This is a genomic window from Kitasatospora sp. NPDC048239, assembly GCF_043202015.1.
Classification (GTDB): domain Bacteria; phylum Actinomycetota; class Actinomycetes; order Streptomycetales; family Streptomycetaceae; genus Kitasatospora.
This window is the reverse complement of record NZ_JBICZP010000018.1, coordinates 102,434-115,950: the sequence shown is the minus strand read 5'-3', so window position 1 is coordinate 115,950 and position 13,517 is coordinate 102,434. Positions and strand designations below refer to the sequence as shown.

Genomic DNA, 13,517 nt, shown 5'->3' with positions numbered 1-13,517 from the left:
AGAGTTCTTTGCGGTTCTATGCTGCTGCCATGACCGAAGAAGCCCGGTGGCCGCACAGTCCCGACCCGCAGACCGATGTCGTGCTCGACGCCAAGGGCCTGCGGGCGCTGGCCCATCCCGTGCGCGTTCAACTGATCGGACTGCTGCGTCGGCACGGTCCGTCCACCGCGACCAGGCTCGCCGAGCGGATGGGGCTGACCTCGGGGGCGACCAGCTACCACCTGCGCCAGCTCGCCGCGGCGGGGTTCGTCGCCGAGGACGCCGAGCGGGGCAACGCCCGTGAGCGCTGGTGGAAGTCCGTGCACCAGAGCACCTGGTGGACGGACATGGACCTGGCCGAACAGGAGCCCGCGGCCGCGCTCGGGTACATGCAGTCGATCGCCGCCGCGCACACGCTGATCATGCAGCGCGCGCTGAACTCCTTCGAGACCATGCCGCGGGACTGGCGGCATGCCACCAACTTCAGCGACTGGGCGCTGCAGCTCACGCCGGAGGAGGCGCGCAGCCTCTCGGCGGAGCTGGCGACGGTGATCGGGCGCTACCGCAAGCCGGACGAGGCCGCGCCCGAGGGGGCGGAGCGGGTCACGGTGGCCATCCAGCTGCTGCCCGATCTGGAGGACGGTCCGGGCGACCGTGCTGCCGACGACGACCGCGACGGCGAGCGCGACGACCAGCGCGATGCCGGTGGGGAGGTCCGGTCATGAGCACCGCCTCGACCGTGGCTCCGGGAGTGGCCGCCCCGCGCAGTGCCCGGCCGCTGGCCGGCCTGCTCACCGCGATGGCGATCTCCCTGACGGGTACGCGGGTCTCGGCGATCGCCCTTCCGTGGTTCGTGCTCGCCACCACCGGCAGCGCCACCATGACGGGGCTGGTCGCCTTCGTCGAGATGACGCCGTATGTGCTGGTCAAGGCGCTCGCCGGGCCGGTGATCGACCGGCTCGGTCCGCGCGTCGTGTCGTGGACGACGGATGCGGTGAGCGCCGTCGCGGCAGGGCTCGTCCCGTTGCTGCACGGCATGGGCCTGCTGCCGTTCTGGCTGCTGCTGGTGATGGTCGGGCTGATCGGCGCGGTGCGCGGCCCGGGGGACTTGGCCAAGGAGGTGATGGTCCCGGAGGCGGCGGACCACGCCCGGATCCCGCTGGAGCGGGCCACCGGCCTCGCCGGGGTCACCGAGCGGCTGGCCTCCACGGTCGGTCCGGCGGTCGGTGGCGGGCTGATCGCGCTGCTCGGGCCGATGGCCGGTCTGACGGTCAACGCGATCGCCTTCGCCCTGGGTTCGGTGGTGATCGCGCTCGTGCTGCCCCGCGGTATCGGGCGCCCCGCGGTCGCGGCCTCGGCGGTCTCAGGGGCCTCGGCGGTCCCGGCGGCGGACGGTTCAGCGGCGGAGCGCTCGGGGGCGGAGGCTTCGGCGGGGGAGCAGGTGGGCTACTGGCGGATGTTCCGCGAGGGCCTCACCTTCCTGCGGGGCGAGCCGCTGCTGCTGACGGTGATCGTGATGATCGGGATCACCAACCTGCTGGATGCGGGGTTCATGACGGTCCTGGTGCCGGTCTGGGCCAAGGAGTCGGGCGGCGGGCCGGCCGTGATCGGGCTGACCGGCAGTGCCTGGGGGATCGCGGCCGTCGCCGGAAGCGTGATAGCGGCGGCGGTCGCCCACCGGCTGCCGCGTCGGACGGTGTTCTTCGCCGGGTTCCTGCTCTGCGGGGCGCCGAGGTTCCTGGTCCTGGCTCTGGACGGGCCGATTTGGACGGTGCTCGCGGTGTTCGCGGTGGGCGGCTTCGGAGCCGGGTTCCTGAACCCGATCCTCGGCGCGATCACCTTCGAGCGGGTGCCCCGGCACCTGCTCGGCCGGGTCGGCGCCCTCGGTGACTCGTTGGCCTGGGCGGGTATCCCGCTGGGCGGTCTGCTCGCCGGCTCGGCGGTGGCGCTGTCCGGGCTGGTCCCCGCTCTGCTGGTGGCCGGCGGCCTGTACTTCGCCACCACCGCCGTGGCCGGGCTGCGGCCCGAGTGGCGCGAGATGGACCGCCTGCGCGGCAAGGGCCGGGCAGCCGCCGACCTGATACCGGAGGCTCCGGCGGTCACACCGTCGGAGCGTCCCACGGTGGCGGCGTAGCCGTAGCCGCGGTCACTTCCGCTGGTGGGGCCGTCGGTGGTTGCGCGGGTGGGGGCGGTGGCGGGGCTGGCAGGCGGGTTCAGGTGCCGCGCCGGCCGGACCACTGCAGCAGCACCACGCTGACCACCGCGGCCAGTGCGCACCAGGTCGACACGAAGGCCAGCTGCCACAGCACCGCGCAGACCGCGGCTCCCACGCCGACGAGTACGCCGAGCCGCCGGAGCAGACGGTCGCCGCTGACGAGCAGCGAGCCGACCGTGGCGAGCAGGTAGCCGGTCAGCAGCAGACCCGGGTGGGGGATGCCGATGCCGTAGGCGAGGGTGTGCCCGTGCTCCTGGGCCGTCACCGGATGGGTCGCCACCGCCGCTGCGAGCGGGGCGGAGACGAGCACGCCGAGCAGGGCGAACCCGGCGAGCGCCGCCCGCCGCCTCCGGCCGGTGGCAGCATCCCCCGGGCCGGCTGCGGGTCGGTCTCCTGCGGCGACTGGCCTCGCGACCGGCGACCCTCCAGCGAGGGCAGGCCGGGCGGTGACGGTGGACCGTTCGTCGACGGGAGACCGGTCGTTGACGGCGGTGCCGCCGTCGGCCGCGGCGGCGGCGCACCAGACCCCGGCCGGGACCAGCAGGGGCAGCAGCGGTAACGCGATGGCCGCCCAGGCGGTGCGGGCCCAGGCGGCCGGTCCGGGGGCGAGATCGCCGTCCAGGCCGAACCAGACGGCGGCCTCGATCAGTTGGTGCAGGCCCAACACCAGGGGGAGCGCCGCCAGTGGCAGCCGCTCCGGGTGTCCGGCCCGGTGCGCCCGGACCAGGCACAGCACGCCGACGCCGGACACCACGCCACCGGCGACCAGGTCCGCCTGCGCGCTCCAGCACATCCGAGCCTCCCGCCGGCTACCGGGGGCCCGGGCCGTCGTCGCCGGCTCCGTCGTTGACACCGTCGACCGTTGTGCCGCTCGCTGTGCCGTCCGCTGCACCGCTCGCTGCGCCGCCCGCGGTTTCGTCGGCGGTGTCGCCCTCGGTGGAGGCGCCGCCCGTGGCCGTCCCGCCGTCGCCGCCCTTGGCGGCGCTGCCGGGCATGGCGGGGTGGCGTCCGATCACCACCACCCCGACCACGATCGCGACCAGACCCGCGGACTCCCAGGCCAGGGCGCCCGGAGTGATCCGGAGCCGGTCGCCGAGGAAGGCGACCGCGCAGGCGATGCCGGTGATCGGCTGCGCCGCCGTCAAGGCGGGCAGCGACATCCGCAGGGGTGCGGCCTCGAAGGCGCTCTGCACCAGCAGCAGTCCGACCACCCCCGCGGCCGCCACCGCGTACGGCTGCCAGGTCTGCAGCACCGCGCCCAGGCCGTCCTGGCCCAGGCGCTGCGCGGTGGCCCGGGTGAGCGCGTCCTGGAGGCCGTACAGCAGCCCGGCGGCGAGGGCGAGCAGCGTGGCCTCCTCGAACAGCGGCAGTCGGCGGGCCATCGAGACCAGCAGCAGGGTCAGGCCCACCACCGTCCCGAGCACCAGCCACTGCCGCAGCTCCCCGCCCGCCTCGCCGCCGCCGGTCGGGCGGCCGGCCACGATGAAGGCGGTCACGCCGAGCGCGAGCAGCAGCACTCCGGCCCAGCCCGAGCGGCCGAGGCTCTGGCGGGTCAGCACACGCGACAGGGCCATCGCGAAGATGAGGTTGGTGGCGAGCAGTGGCTCGACCAGTGAGACCTCGCCCTGGTCCAGAGCGAGTGCGGAGAGGATCAGGCCGCTGACCATGAAGCCGGTCCCCAGCAGCCATTCGGGCATCCGCAGCAGGTCGAGCAGCAGCCGCCAGTGCAGTAGGTCGGCACGCGGAGCCCGCTGCGCGGCGTGCTGCTGGAGGACGAATCCGAGACCCAGGCAGCAGGCGGCGCTCAGGGCGAGAAGGAAGACCGCCACGAAGGGACCACCCGAACGTTGCTGCCGGCGCCGCACCGGCGGTCCGGGGTTCGACAGCGGTCGCGGCGCGCTGTCGCCAGCCTACCGCCGGGGTGGTTTGCGGGCGGCTTGTCGGCGGCCGGCCGGTCGCGCTCGCGACTCCTGCTCCACCGTGCCCGCTGCTGCCTCCGCCCGCCTCTCCGCCCGGTCGTTCGCCCGGCCGTTCGCGGGGGTGCCGCGTCCGCCCGTCCGGCCGGTCCCGACCGCCGTGGTGCCCGCGCTTGCCGCGGTGGGCGGGGCGGGCGCACGCTGGTGTGAGCAGCCGCCACGGAGCAGGTATCCGTGCCGGGTGACCATCCGTGCCGGTCAGAGCAGGCACGACGGGGGCCGGCGCCAGGAGGTGTGGCATGCACAACCAGTGGGATGTGGAGCTGAGCTTCGAGGAAGACGGCGTGCACACGGGATGTGACGCGAGGCTGACCGGTGCGAGGGCGCCGGGCCTCAGCGCCCACGGCGAGTCGATCAAGAGCGCGGACGACCGTCCGCTGGCCCGGATCGGCGAGGAGGTCGCGGCCTCCCGCGCCCTGGAAGCGCTGTCCCGCAAGCTGCGGGCGCAGGCCACCGGGGAGATCGAGGACGAGGGCCACCGGCCCGGCTACCTGATCTACTGACACCTGCACCTGCTCGAACCCGTGCCTGCCGGTGCCTGCTTTTACCGGCACCTGATCCGCGGGCGACGACCGGCCGGGCCGGGAACGACCGGCGCCGGCCGGCGGGGACGGCCTCCGGCCGGTCGCTCCGGCCGCGACCGGTGGAGCCGTTCCTCGCCGCGGTCGGCGGTCGGCGGTCGGCGACCGGTCGGCGGAGGCGCAGAGGCACAGAGGCGCGGAGGCACGGAGGCGCAGAGGTGGGGCGACCCCGGTCAGCGCCGCGCAGCCGCGGCCCGGCCCGGTACGAACACCACCGCGATCAGCGCCGTGACGCCCATCAGCGCCGCGGTGACGACGAACGCCCGGTCGTACCCGGCCGCCAGCGCCGCCAAAGGGGTGTCGCCCGCCGCCGAGGCGTGTCGGGTGGCACCCACGGCGAGGGCGGAGAGTACGGCGAGCCCGATGCTCCCCCCGCACTGGCGCCCGGCGTTGAGCAGGCCGCTGACCAGTCCGGCCTCGCGCGGGTCGACCCCCGAGGTGCCCACCCCTGGGCCGCGGCCTCGATGGACTCGGTGCAGTCGATGACGACCAGGCCGCGGTCGCCCTCGACGAAGGCCAGGTTCGCGATGTCGTTGTTGCGGACCTGGTAGATGCGATCGGTGACCTTGAACAGGCCGCCCTTGGCCAGGACCTGGGACTGCCGCCACAGGCTCGGGTTCACGGTGTCCGGGCAGGGCGCGTCCTCCGCCAGGTAGGCGAAGTCGGCGGGGTCGAACAACACGTGCCCGTCCTCGCGCAGCACCCGGCCCGGCAGCGGCGCGACCAGGCCCCGGTCGGCGAAGGCGAAGTCCTGCCGGTCCTCCATGGCGTAGCGGCCGGTGGCCTGCTGGTTCGCCGCGGCCGTGGGAGCCGTTGCGGGCTTGGCGGAACTCACGGCACGTCGACCCTTCTCCCGGTCGGTGCCGCCCTCGGGACACCACCCGTGGGGCGGACGCCACACCTGTCGTATGCCCCGTTTCACGAGTGCTTCCGGGTCGACGCCCGGCGAGCCCGGTCTGCGCAGGGTCGGGGCGGAACCGCTCGAACCGCGCGGCCGGCCGGCCGGCTCCCGCCCCGACGGCCGCTGCTCACGACGGGCCCGGCGGACTCTCGCCGGACCCCACCTCAGGCGGCCTGTGCGCCGGCGGTCTCCCCGGCCTGGACCGTGATCGACAGGCGCCGAGTGACGGCCGAACGGCCCATCGCCTCCGATTGCTCCGAAAGGGTTAGGTCACCCGTTGGGGGCGGTGAGGAACTCCGTGAGGCGGCGGTTCAGTTCGGCGGGGCGGGCCGTGGGGAGGGTGTGGTGAGAGACGCCGGGCAGCACGGTCACGGTGGCGGCGGGCAGGGCGGCGCGGGCCGCGTCCGCCATGCGGCTGGCGTCGTGGGGGCGGCTGAGCTCGGCGACCAGGACCAGGGTCGGGGTGGCGAGGCCGTGCAGACGGGCCGGGGTCGGGCGGGGGCCGGTGACCGGGCGCGAGGCCGGGAAGCCGGCGTGGCCCAGGGCGTACACCTCGCTCAGGTCGGCGTCGAGACCGCTGCCCCGGCTCTCCCAGTCCAGGTAGGAGCGGGCACGGGCGGCCGTGCGGGGCAGGAGGAGGAGCGGGAGCACGCGCAGCAGGTATCCGGGCCGAAAGCCCGCGAAGCACTGGGTGGGGTCGAGCAGGGCGAGTCGGCCGACCCGTTTCGGGGCGTGCAGCGCGTACTCCAGGGCGATCCACCCGCCGTACGAGTGACCGCAGAAGTCGGCGCTGCGGACGCCGAGCCCGTCGAGCACCGCGTCCAGCCAGGCCAGCAGCCCCGCCACCGAGCCGAGCGGGGGGCCGTCGAGGACGCTGCGCCCCGGGTCGCCGATCAGGTCGACGGCGAGGACGCGGTGACCGGCGGCGGCGAGCGCCCCGACGTTGGCCGACCAGGCGGCGGAGGTGGCGCCGCCGCCGTGCAGCAGGACCAGGGGTCGGCCGTCCCGTGGGCCGCAGGCGTTGACGCGGGTGGTGCCGTGCTTGGTCCGCACGTCGAGGGCCTCGGTCGGGGCGGGCCAGCGGGCCAGGGCCGCGTCGTAGGCGGCGAAGAAGGCGGATTCGGCGGAGTCGGTGGCGGAGGCCGTGGTCGGCGTGGTGGACATCGTGCCCTCCGGGGTGGCAGGTTTCCTCGCTGAACAATAATCTCGCTGAGCGAGAGAATAGTCGCACGGGCGGGGCCCCGGGAACGGCGATACCGGGGAAGGGTCGGCGCAGTGAAGAAGTAGCGTCGTGGAGACGTGGCGCCAGGGAGAGGACGACAAGGTGGAGAAAGCGGCTGAATCGGATGGACCGGACGGATCGGGCGAGCGGCTGCAGCTGGTCCATCTGCTGCGCGGGCTGACCGTCGAACTCGACCTCTTCGGTGCCGAGTTCGCCGGCCGCCACGGACTGCACCCGACCGACCTGCGGGCGCTGATCCACCTGTTGGACGCCGCCCGCGCCGGGACGGTGGTGACCCCCGGGCGTCTCGGCGACGCGCTGCGGCTGAACTCCGCGGGTACCACCGCCCTGGTCGACCGCCTGGAGCGGCTCGGGCTGATCCGCCGTGAGCGGGACCCGGGGGACCGGCGCAAGGTCCGGCTGCTGGTGGAGGAGCAGGCGATGGAGCTGGGCGAGACCTTCTTCGGCCGGCTGATCGCCGACCTGGTCGCGGCGATGGGCCGCTTCGACCCGGCCGAGCTGGCCGCCGCCCGCCGGTTCCTGCTCGCCATGACCGAGGTGGTGGCCGCGGCGCGCGAGGAGTGAGCGCAGGTCAGGGCCGGTCGGGCCAGGCCTCGCCGCCGTCGGGCCCTGCGGCGGGGGTTCAGCCGAACCAGTGGTCCCCGCCGCAGTGCTCGCCGGGGTGGCCGTCGCGCAGCAGGCGGATCGGGCGCCTTCGGCGGCGGATCCTGGTCGTCCGGGTCGAGGACCGCGGGGCGTCGCGCCGCCTGCTCGACCAGGTACTCCGGCCAGGACACCCGGTAGAGGTCGAATCCGACGCCCTGCAACAGCGCGGAGTGGACGCCCTCGTGGCGGGTCATGAGATCGCACTACAGGGTGGGCTCCACCATGAAGGCGCCCTGCGGGATCCGGTCGAAGTCGTCCAGGTCGGTCTTGGGGAGGGTGACGCGGGCCCGACACTGCTTCTCGTCGAAAGGCGGCAGGTGCGAGGTCATGGCGGCCGGCATTCCACTCCGGGTGACGGGTGCAGGTGGTTTCCGTCATCTTGGACCCGCGGGACGGCGGTCGCCCACAGGCTGACAGGTGCTGGTGCTGGTGCTGGTGCTGGTGCTGGTGCCGGTGCTGGTGCCGGTCAGGCCAGCGCCCAGCTGATCGCCGAGAGGGTGACCATCGAGACCAGGGTGGAGCAGAGCACCGAGTCCCGGGCGAGTGCCGTGCCCCGGCCGTACTCGCGGGCGTAGACGAAGACGTTCTGCGCGGTGGGCAGGGCCGAGAACAGCACGACGGTGAGCAGCTGGTGGGCGGGCAGGTGCAGCAGGTAGGCCCCGACGGCGTACGCGGCGAGCGGCTGGACGAGGGTCTTGACCGCGACGGTCACCCCGACCTCGGCGTACCGCGCGGACCCGGTGGCGGGCGGGCGGTTGTGCAGTGACATGCCGAGCGCCACCAGGGCGGTGGGCACACCCGCGCCGCCGAGCATTTCGCAGGACCGGTCCAGCTCGGCGGGCAGGTGCCATCCGGCGGCGGAGACCAGCGCGCCGAGGGCGACGGCCAGCAGGATCGGGTTGCGCAGCGGCAGGGTGAGCGCTGCCCGCAGGCCCGTGGTCCCGGTGTCCAGGACGGTCAGGACGGCGGGCGTCACCAGCAGGATCTGGAACAGCACCACCGGGGCGACGAACGAGGCGTCGCCGAGCACCTGCATCGCCACCGGGATGCCAAGGTTGGCCGAGTTGACGTACCCGGCCGCCATACCGCCGATCGCCCGCTCGGCGACGCCCCGGCCGAACAGCAGGTGCGCGGCCAGGACCCCGAGGGCGGTGGCGAGCACCGTCCCGGCGGCGAAGGCCAGCATCGACGGGTTGGCGAAACGGCCCAGCGGTGTCCGCGCGATCATGACGAACAGGGCGGCGGGCATGGCCACGTGGAAGACGAACCGGCTGAGCACCGCCTCCGCGTGTGGCCCGAGCAGCCCGCCGCGGCCGACCAGGTAGCCGACCCCGGTGAGGGCCCAGACGGGGACGAAGCCCGAGAGCAGCGGGTGCAGGCTGGGCATGGTTCCACGGTCCTTCCGGCAGATTCCGCCGTTACCAGCGCAGTCAACCAGGCGGCCGGACGCGGCCCGCAGGCAGGTCCTACGATGGGCCGGTGGAGTACCTGAGCCTGGCCGAGGTGGAGACGATCGCCCGGCGTGCCCATGCGGGTCAGACCGACAAGAACGGCCACCCGTACACCGAGCACCTCGCCGCGGTCGCCGGCGGCACCGCGGCGCGCGGCGGCGCCGAGGAGCAGATCGCGGCCGGCTGGCTGCACGACGCGATCGAGGACGACGCGCTGACCAGGGAGTGGCTCGCGGAGGCGGCCCTCCCGGACACCACCAAGGCGATCGTCGACGCGCTCACCAAGCGCCCCGGTGAGCCGCCCGAGCAGTACGCCGCCCGCATCCTGGCCACCCCCGGGGCCCTGCTGGTCAAGCAGGCCGACCTTGCGCACAACTCCGACCCGGGCCGCCTGGCCGCTCTGGACCCGGCCACCGCGGCCCGCCTCACCGCCAAGTACGCCCGGATGCGCGCCCTGCTCGGCCTGCCGGAGGCCTGACGAGGCCGCTCCTCGACATGCCCGCCGGAGGCCGGCGGGTGAAGGGGTCTGCGGCTCCGGGTCGGCGACGTCCAGCACGGTGAACTGGCCCGGCCTCCGTGCGGGCACACACGAGGGGCCCGGCCCGCGCGGATCGCGCGCGGGCCGGGCCCCTCGGTCACCCCGGTGGTCCCTGTCCGACCCCCGGGGTGGCGGGGAGTGGTCTGGACGCGGGTGGGGTCCTGGTGATGTGGCGGCTTAGTACCAGTGGTGGTTCTGCCAGAACGACCAGGCGGCGTTCGGGCTGCCGTAGCGGCCGTTCATGTAGTCCAGCGCCCACTTGATCTGGGTCTTCGGGTTGGTCTTCCAGTCCGCGCCGGCCGAGGCCATCTTGGAGCCCGGCAGCGCCTGGGCCAGGCCGTACGCGCCCGAGCTGGGGTTGGTCGCGGTCACGTTCCAGCTGGACTCGTGGGAGATGATCTGGTTGAACGAGGCGAGCTGGTTCGCCGGCACGATCTGCGCCGCGATCGCCTGCGGGGACAGGGTGGCGGCCGAGGCGGTGGCGGGCACCAGGCCGGCGCCCAGGGCGGTCAGACCGGCGGCACCGGCAAGAAGTGCGGCGGAAGTGCGCATACGGAGCTTGAAAGCGGGCATGAAGAAGAAGACCTCAATCAGGTTGGGCCGGTGTCATGCCCCGTTCCGATCCGCGGCCGGACAGGGGCCAAGGCGGATCACGGGGCGTGACTCGGCGAAGAGCCGCAGCCCGGCGGGACAGGTGCCGGTGCGGCTGACGACTGAGCCATTGTTGGCAGACGGCAGGGGCCGTCGCCAAGGGCCCTCTGCTACGACCCGCCGTCGTACGCGGCCGACGTGCCGTGGATTCGAAGGGCTCCGGGCGGGCGTGCTGCGCCGGGCCGACGGTTCGTGCTGCCCACCACTACCGCGCGTCGTGGAGGGCAATTGCATGTGAGCGCACTCACCGGGCGGCCGTCCCCGGCCATCACCGGCCGACGCGGCGCCGCCACACCGGGTACAGGCGATCTGTACGGCGCTGAGACCGGGGCCACACCGGTACCGATGAATGCCAGGCGCCGTGCTGAGACCGGGGCCACACCGCGGGCCCGGACTCAGGCATCGGGCCCGGGCCACATCGGATCGGCCACATCGGGTCGGCCGCGGCGCGACTGACGCGGCGCGACTGGCGCCGGCTCCCCGGTGGAGGCGTCAGCGGGTGAGTACGTCCCCCAGCCGCCGGTGCCGCAGCGCCCGGGCGGCCAGGCGGTCCGCCTCCGGCACGCCGGTCAGACCGTCGAGCGCCGCTCCGACCGCCCGGCCGAGCCGCTCGCAGAAGGCCGCGGGCTCCTCGGCGGCGTCGGGCCGCTCGGGGACGACGGCGTCCACCAGGCCGACTTCCGCCAGGTCGAGGGCGCCGATGCCCTGCGCCCGGGCGAGCTCGGCGGCGTGCGCGCCGTCCCGGTGGACGATCGCGGAGGCGCCCTCGGGCGGCAGCGGCGCCAGCCAGGCGTGCTCGGCGGCGAGGACCCGGTCGGCGGGCAGCAGGGCGAGCGCGCCGCCGCCCGAACCCTGGCCGAGCAGGACGGCCAGGACCGGAGTGCGCTGCGCGAGCAGGGTGGTCAGGCAGTGCGCGATCTCGATCGCCACCCCGTCGAGCTCGGCCTGGGCTGACAGCTCCGCGCCGGCCGTGTCCACCACGGTCACCAGCGGCAGCCCGAGCTGTTCGGCGAGGCGGGCGGTCCGTCGGACGGCGCGCAGGTCGGCGGCGGTGAAGGGGCGCTCCCGGTCGGCGGCGGCGCGCTCCTGCCCGACCACCAGGACGGGGTGTCCGTGCAGCACGGCGAGTGCCCGCACCAGTGCACCGTCCCGGCCGCCGGGCGCGTCCAGCAGGACCAGCTCCTCGGCGGCCCGGCGCAGCAGCTCGCGGGTGCCCGGCCGGTCGGGGCGGCGGGTGCGCTGCACGGAATCCCAGGAATCGGGGACCGTCGGTCGGACGGCCCGCGGCGCGCCCTCCCTCTCCTTCTCCCTCTCCTCTGTCCGCGTCGGACCAGGCCCCGGCCCCCGGGTCAGTACGGACAGCGAGCGCCGCAGCACCTCCCGCAGTTCCTCCGGCGCCACCACGGCGTCCACCAGCCCGCGTCCGGCCAGCGTCTCGGCCCGCTGGACGTCCGCCGGCAGCTCCACGCCGCGCAGCTCCTCGTAGACGCGCGGTCCGAGGAACCCGAGCCGTGCCCCGGGCTCGGCGAACACCAGCTGCCCGAGCGTCCCCCAGGAGGCGAAGACCCCGCCCATCGTGGGGTTGCGCAGATAGGTGAGGTACGGGAGTCCGGCGGCCCGGTGCGCCTGGACGGCGGAGGTGATCCGCAGCATGCAGAGGAACGCCGCCGACCCCTCCTGCATCCGCGTGCCGCCCGAGACCGGCAGCGCGACCAGCGGCAGGCGCTCGGCCGTCGCCCGCTCCACGGCCCGGGTGATCCGTTCGGCCGTGGCGACCCCGATCGATCCGCCGAGGAACCCGAACTCGGAGGCCACCAGGGCCACCGCCCGACCGCCGATCAGCGCGGCCCCGGTGACCACCGCCTCGTCCACCCCGGTCCGCTCCCGCGCCCGGGCGAGTGCCGCCCGGTACCCCTCGTCCACCGGCGCGGCCCCGGTCGGCGCGTCCCAGCCCTGGAAGCTCCCCGGATCCACCAGCAATCCAATCAACTGACGTGCGGTCAAGCCGGTTGCACTTCCCGTAGTCATCGCCCTGCCCACCCCAGACGCCGTCGCACACCGGACAAGATCCACCCTACGCACCCCGGCCGCGCCCGGCGGCGAGCAACGTGCGGGTGTGAGCAGCCTGACAGCGCCGCCCGCCCACCCGGGCGGGCCCGGGGCGCCCGATGGGCCCGGGGCGCGCAGTAGGGTCCGTGCGGGGAGAGGGGGTGCCGGCATGGAGCGGGCCCGAGTGCTGTTGCTGGACGTGGCCCCCGGCGAGTTGCTGGGCCGGGAGCTGGAGCGGCTGCTCGGCCACGGACTGGCCGTCACGCTGAACCTGCGGCGGGTGGCCGACCCTGCCGGGGTGCGGGCCGCCTGGACCGGTCGGGTGGACTTCACCGACGTCGACGGCTTCGACGAGACCGCGCTGATCGCCGAGACCGTCCGGGGCGGGATCGGTTTCCACGCGGTCAAGTCCCGGGCCGGGGTGCCTTTGCGCGCCGCGTTCCTCGCGGCGGCCACCGATCCCGCGCTGGCCAACCGGCTCCGGGTGATCGGCCGGGCGGGGGCCGGCACCGACCATGTCGAGCTGGCGGCCGCCGTCCGGCTCGGGGTCGCCGTCACCCACACCCCGGCCTCCAACGCGAACGCGGTCGCCGAGTTCGCCCTGGCCCAGCTGTTCGCCCTGACGAGATCCCTCGTCGCTCACAACACGTCCGCACACCAGGGCAGTTGGTCCCCACAGCTGACACCCGCGGTGGAGCTGTCGGAGCTGACCCTGGGCATCGTCGGCCTGGGGCGGATCGGCCGGGCGCTGGCCGACCGGGCGACCGCCCTGGGCCTGGCGGTCCAGGGTTTCGCGCGGAGCCCCGCCGAGCCGGGGCCGGTGCCGCGGGCAGCCTCCCTCGCCGCGCTGCTGGCGACCAGTGACGCGGTCTCCCTGCACCTGCCGCTGACCGCGCAGACCCGGGGCCTGATCGGCCGCTCGGAGCTGGCGCTGATGCGGCCGGGATCGATCCTGCTGAACACCGCCCGCGGCGGGATCGTCGACGAGCAGGCGCTGGCCGACGCGCTGCGCGATCCCGCGCACCCGCTCGCCGCGGCCGCCGTCGACACCTTCGAGCACGAGCACGCCGCGTTCGCCTCACCGCTGTTCGGCCTGCCCAACGCGCTGCTGACCCCGCACGTCGCCGGGATGACCAGGGCCGCGATGGCCACGGCGGCCCTGCGCTGCGCGGACCACATCGCAGCACTGCTCGCGGGCCGCCCGGCCGGGGTGCCCGTGGTGACGGGGTGACGGCCGCCCCGGGCTTACGACGCTCCGGCTACCGGCGTGACGAGGAGGGGTTCACCG

Annotated in this window: 14 protein-coding genes; 6 read left to right on the top strand and 8 right to left on the bottom strand. The window is 74.8% G+C overall.

Going from position 1 to position 13,517, the window contains the following annotated elements:
* The first annotated feature begins 29 nt into the window (after positions 1-29).
* Positions 30-704: an ArsR/SmtB family transcription factor gene (locus ACGFZP_RS34065; RefSeq protein ID WP_392940332.1), complete on the top strand. Its 675-nt coding sequence runs from the start codon at positions 30-32 to the stop codon at positions 702-704.
* The gene (locus tag ACGFZP_RS34060; RefSeq protein ID WP_392940331.1) at positions 701-2,113 is read left to right on the top strand and encodes an MFS transporter; all 1,413 of its coding nucleotides are present in this window, start codon (positions 701-703) and stop codon (positions 2,111-2,113) included. Before ACGFZP_RS34065 ends, ACGFZP_RS34060 begins: the two co-directional genes overlap by 4 nt.
* Before the next feature lie 79 nt (positions 2,114-2,192).
* Here ACGFZP_RS34060 and ACGFZP_RS34055 read toward each other — a convergent pair whose 3' ends face one another.
* Positions 2,193-2,987 carry a DUF6629 family protein gene (locus ACGFZP_RS34055; RefSeq protein ID WP_392940329.1) on the bottom strand — a complete coding sequence of 265 codons (795 nt, stop codon included), beginning with the start codon at positions 2,985-2,987 and terminating at the stop codon, positions 2,193-2,195.
* Between the two features lie 16 nt (positions 2,988-3,003).
* The gene (locus ACGFZP_RS34050; protein WP_392940327.1) at positions 3,004-4,023 is read right to left on the bottom strand and encodes a DMT family transporter; all 1,020 of its coding nucleotides are present in this window, start codon (positions 4,021-4,023) and stop codon (positions 3,004-3,006) included.
* A gap of 386 nt (positions 4,024-4,409) precedes the next feature.
* Here ACGFZP_RS34050 and ACGFZP_RS34045 point away from each other — a divergent pair, with 386 nt between their 5' ends.
* Complete coding sequence (locus tag ACGFZP_RS34045; protein ID WP_392940326.1) at positions 4,410-4,673, top strand: dsRBD fold-containing protein; 264 nt, start codon at positions 4,410-4,412, stop codon at positions 4,671-4,673.
* A gap of 316 nt (positions 4,674-4,989) precedes the next feature.
* On the opposite strand, the gene ACGFZP_RS34040 is transcribed toward ACGFZP_RS34045, so the two are convergent.
* Both ACGFZP_RS34040 and ACGFZP_RS34035 read right to left on the bottom strand, forming a co-directional pair.
* The gene (locus ACGFZP_RS34040; protein ID WP_392940324.1) at positions 4,990-5,586 is read right to left on the bottom strand and encodes a hypothetical protein; all 597 of its coding nucleotides are present in this window, start codon (positions 5,584-5,586) and stop codon (positions 4,990-4,992) included.
* Positions 5,587-5,922: 336 nt separating this feature from the next.
* Positions 5,923-6,816 carry an alpha/beta fold hydrolase gene (locus ACGFZP_RS34035; RefSeq protein WP_392940322.1) on the bottom strand — a complete coding sequence of 298 codons (894 nt, stop codon included), beginning with the start codon at positions 6,814-6,816 and terminating at the stop codon, positions 5,923-5,925.
* Between the two features lie 208 nt (positions 6,817-7,024).
* Here ACGFZP_RS34035 and ACGFZP_RS34030 point away from each other — a divergent pair, with 208 nt between their 5' ends.
* On the top strand, positions 7,025-7,459 hold the full coding sequence (locus ACGFZP_RS34030) for a MarR family winged helix-turn-helix transcriptional regulator (protein ID WP_392940426.1): 435 nt from the start codon (positions 7,025-7,027) through the stop codon (positions 7,457-7,459).
* A gap of 284 nt (positions 7,460-7,743) precedes the next feature.
* Here the strand turns inward: ACGFZP_RS34030 and ACGFZP_RS34025 are convergent, their stop codons facing one another.
* Complete coding sequence (locus tag ACGFZP_RS34025; protein WP_392940321.1) at positions 7,744-7,869, bottom strand: hypothetical protein; 126 nt, start codon at positions 7,867-7,869, stop codon at positions 7,744-7,746.
* 137 nt (positions 7,870-8,006) lie between these two features.
* Positions 8,007-8,927, bottom strand: a complete 921-nt coding sequence (locus tag ACGFZP_RS34020; protein WP_392940319.1) for an AEC family transporter — start codon at positions 8,925-8,927, stop codon at positions 8,007-8,009.
* Positions 8,928-9,028: 101 nt separating this feature from the next.
* Between ACGFZP_RS34020 and ACGFZP_RS34015 the strand changes: the two genes are divergently transcribed.
* On the top strand, positions 9,029-9,469 hold the full coding sequence (locus tag ACGFZP_RS34015) for an HD domain-containing protein (protein WP_392940424.1): 441 nt from the start codon (positions 9,029-9,031) through the stop codon (positions 9,467-9,469).
* Positions 9,470-9,706: 237 nt separating this feature from the next.
* Here the strand turns inward: ACGFZP_RS34015 and ACGFZP_RS34010 are convergent, their stop codons facing one another.
* Positions 9,707-10,081 carry a transglycosylase SLT domain-containing protein gene (locus ACGFZP_RS34010; protein WP_392940317.1) on the bottom strand — a complete coding sequence of 125 codons (375 nt, stop codon included), beginning with the start codon at positions 10,079-10,081 and terminating at the stop codon, positions 9,707-9,709.
* Positions 10,082-10,672: 591 nt separating this feature from the next.
* On the bottom strand, positions 10,673-12,184 hold the full coding sequence (locus ACGFZP_RS34005) for a carboxyl transferase domain-containing protein (protein ID WP_392940315.1): 1,512 nt from the start codon (positions 12,182-12,184) through the stop codon (positions 10,673-10,675).
* Between the two features lie 214 nt (positions 12,185-12,398).
* Here ACGFZP_RS34005 and ACGFZP_RS34000 point away from each other — a divergent pair, with 214 nt between their 5' ends.
* Positions 12,399-13,460, top strand: a complete 1,062-nt coding sequence (locus tag ACGFZP_RS34000) for an NAD(P)-dependent oxidoreductase (RefSeq protein ID WP_392940314.1) — start codon at positions 12,399-12,401, stop codon at positions 13,458-13,460.
* The last annotated feature ends 57 nt before the right edge of the window (positions 13,461-13,517 follow it).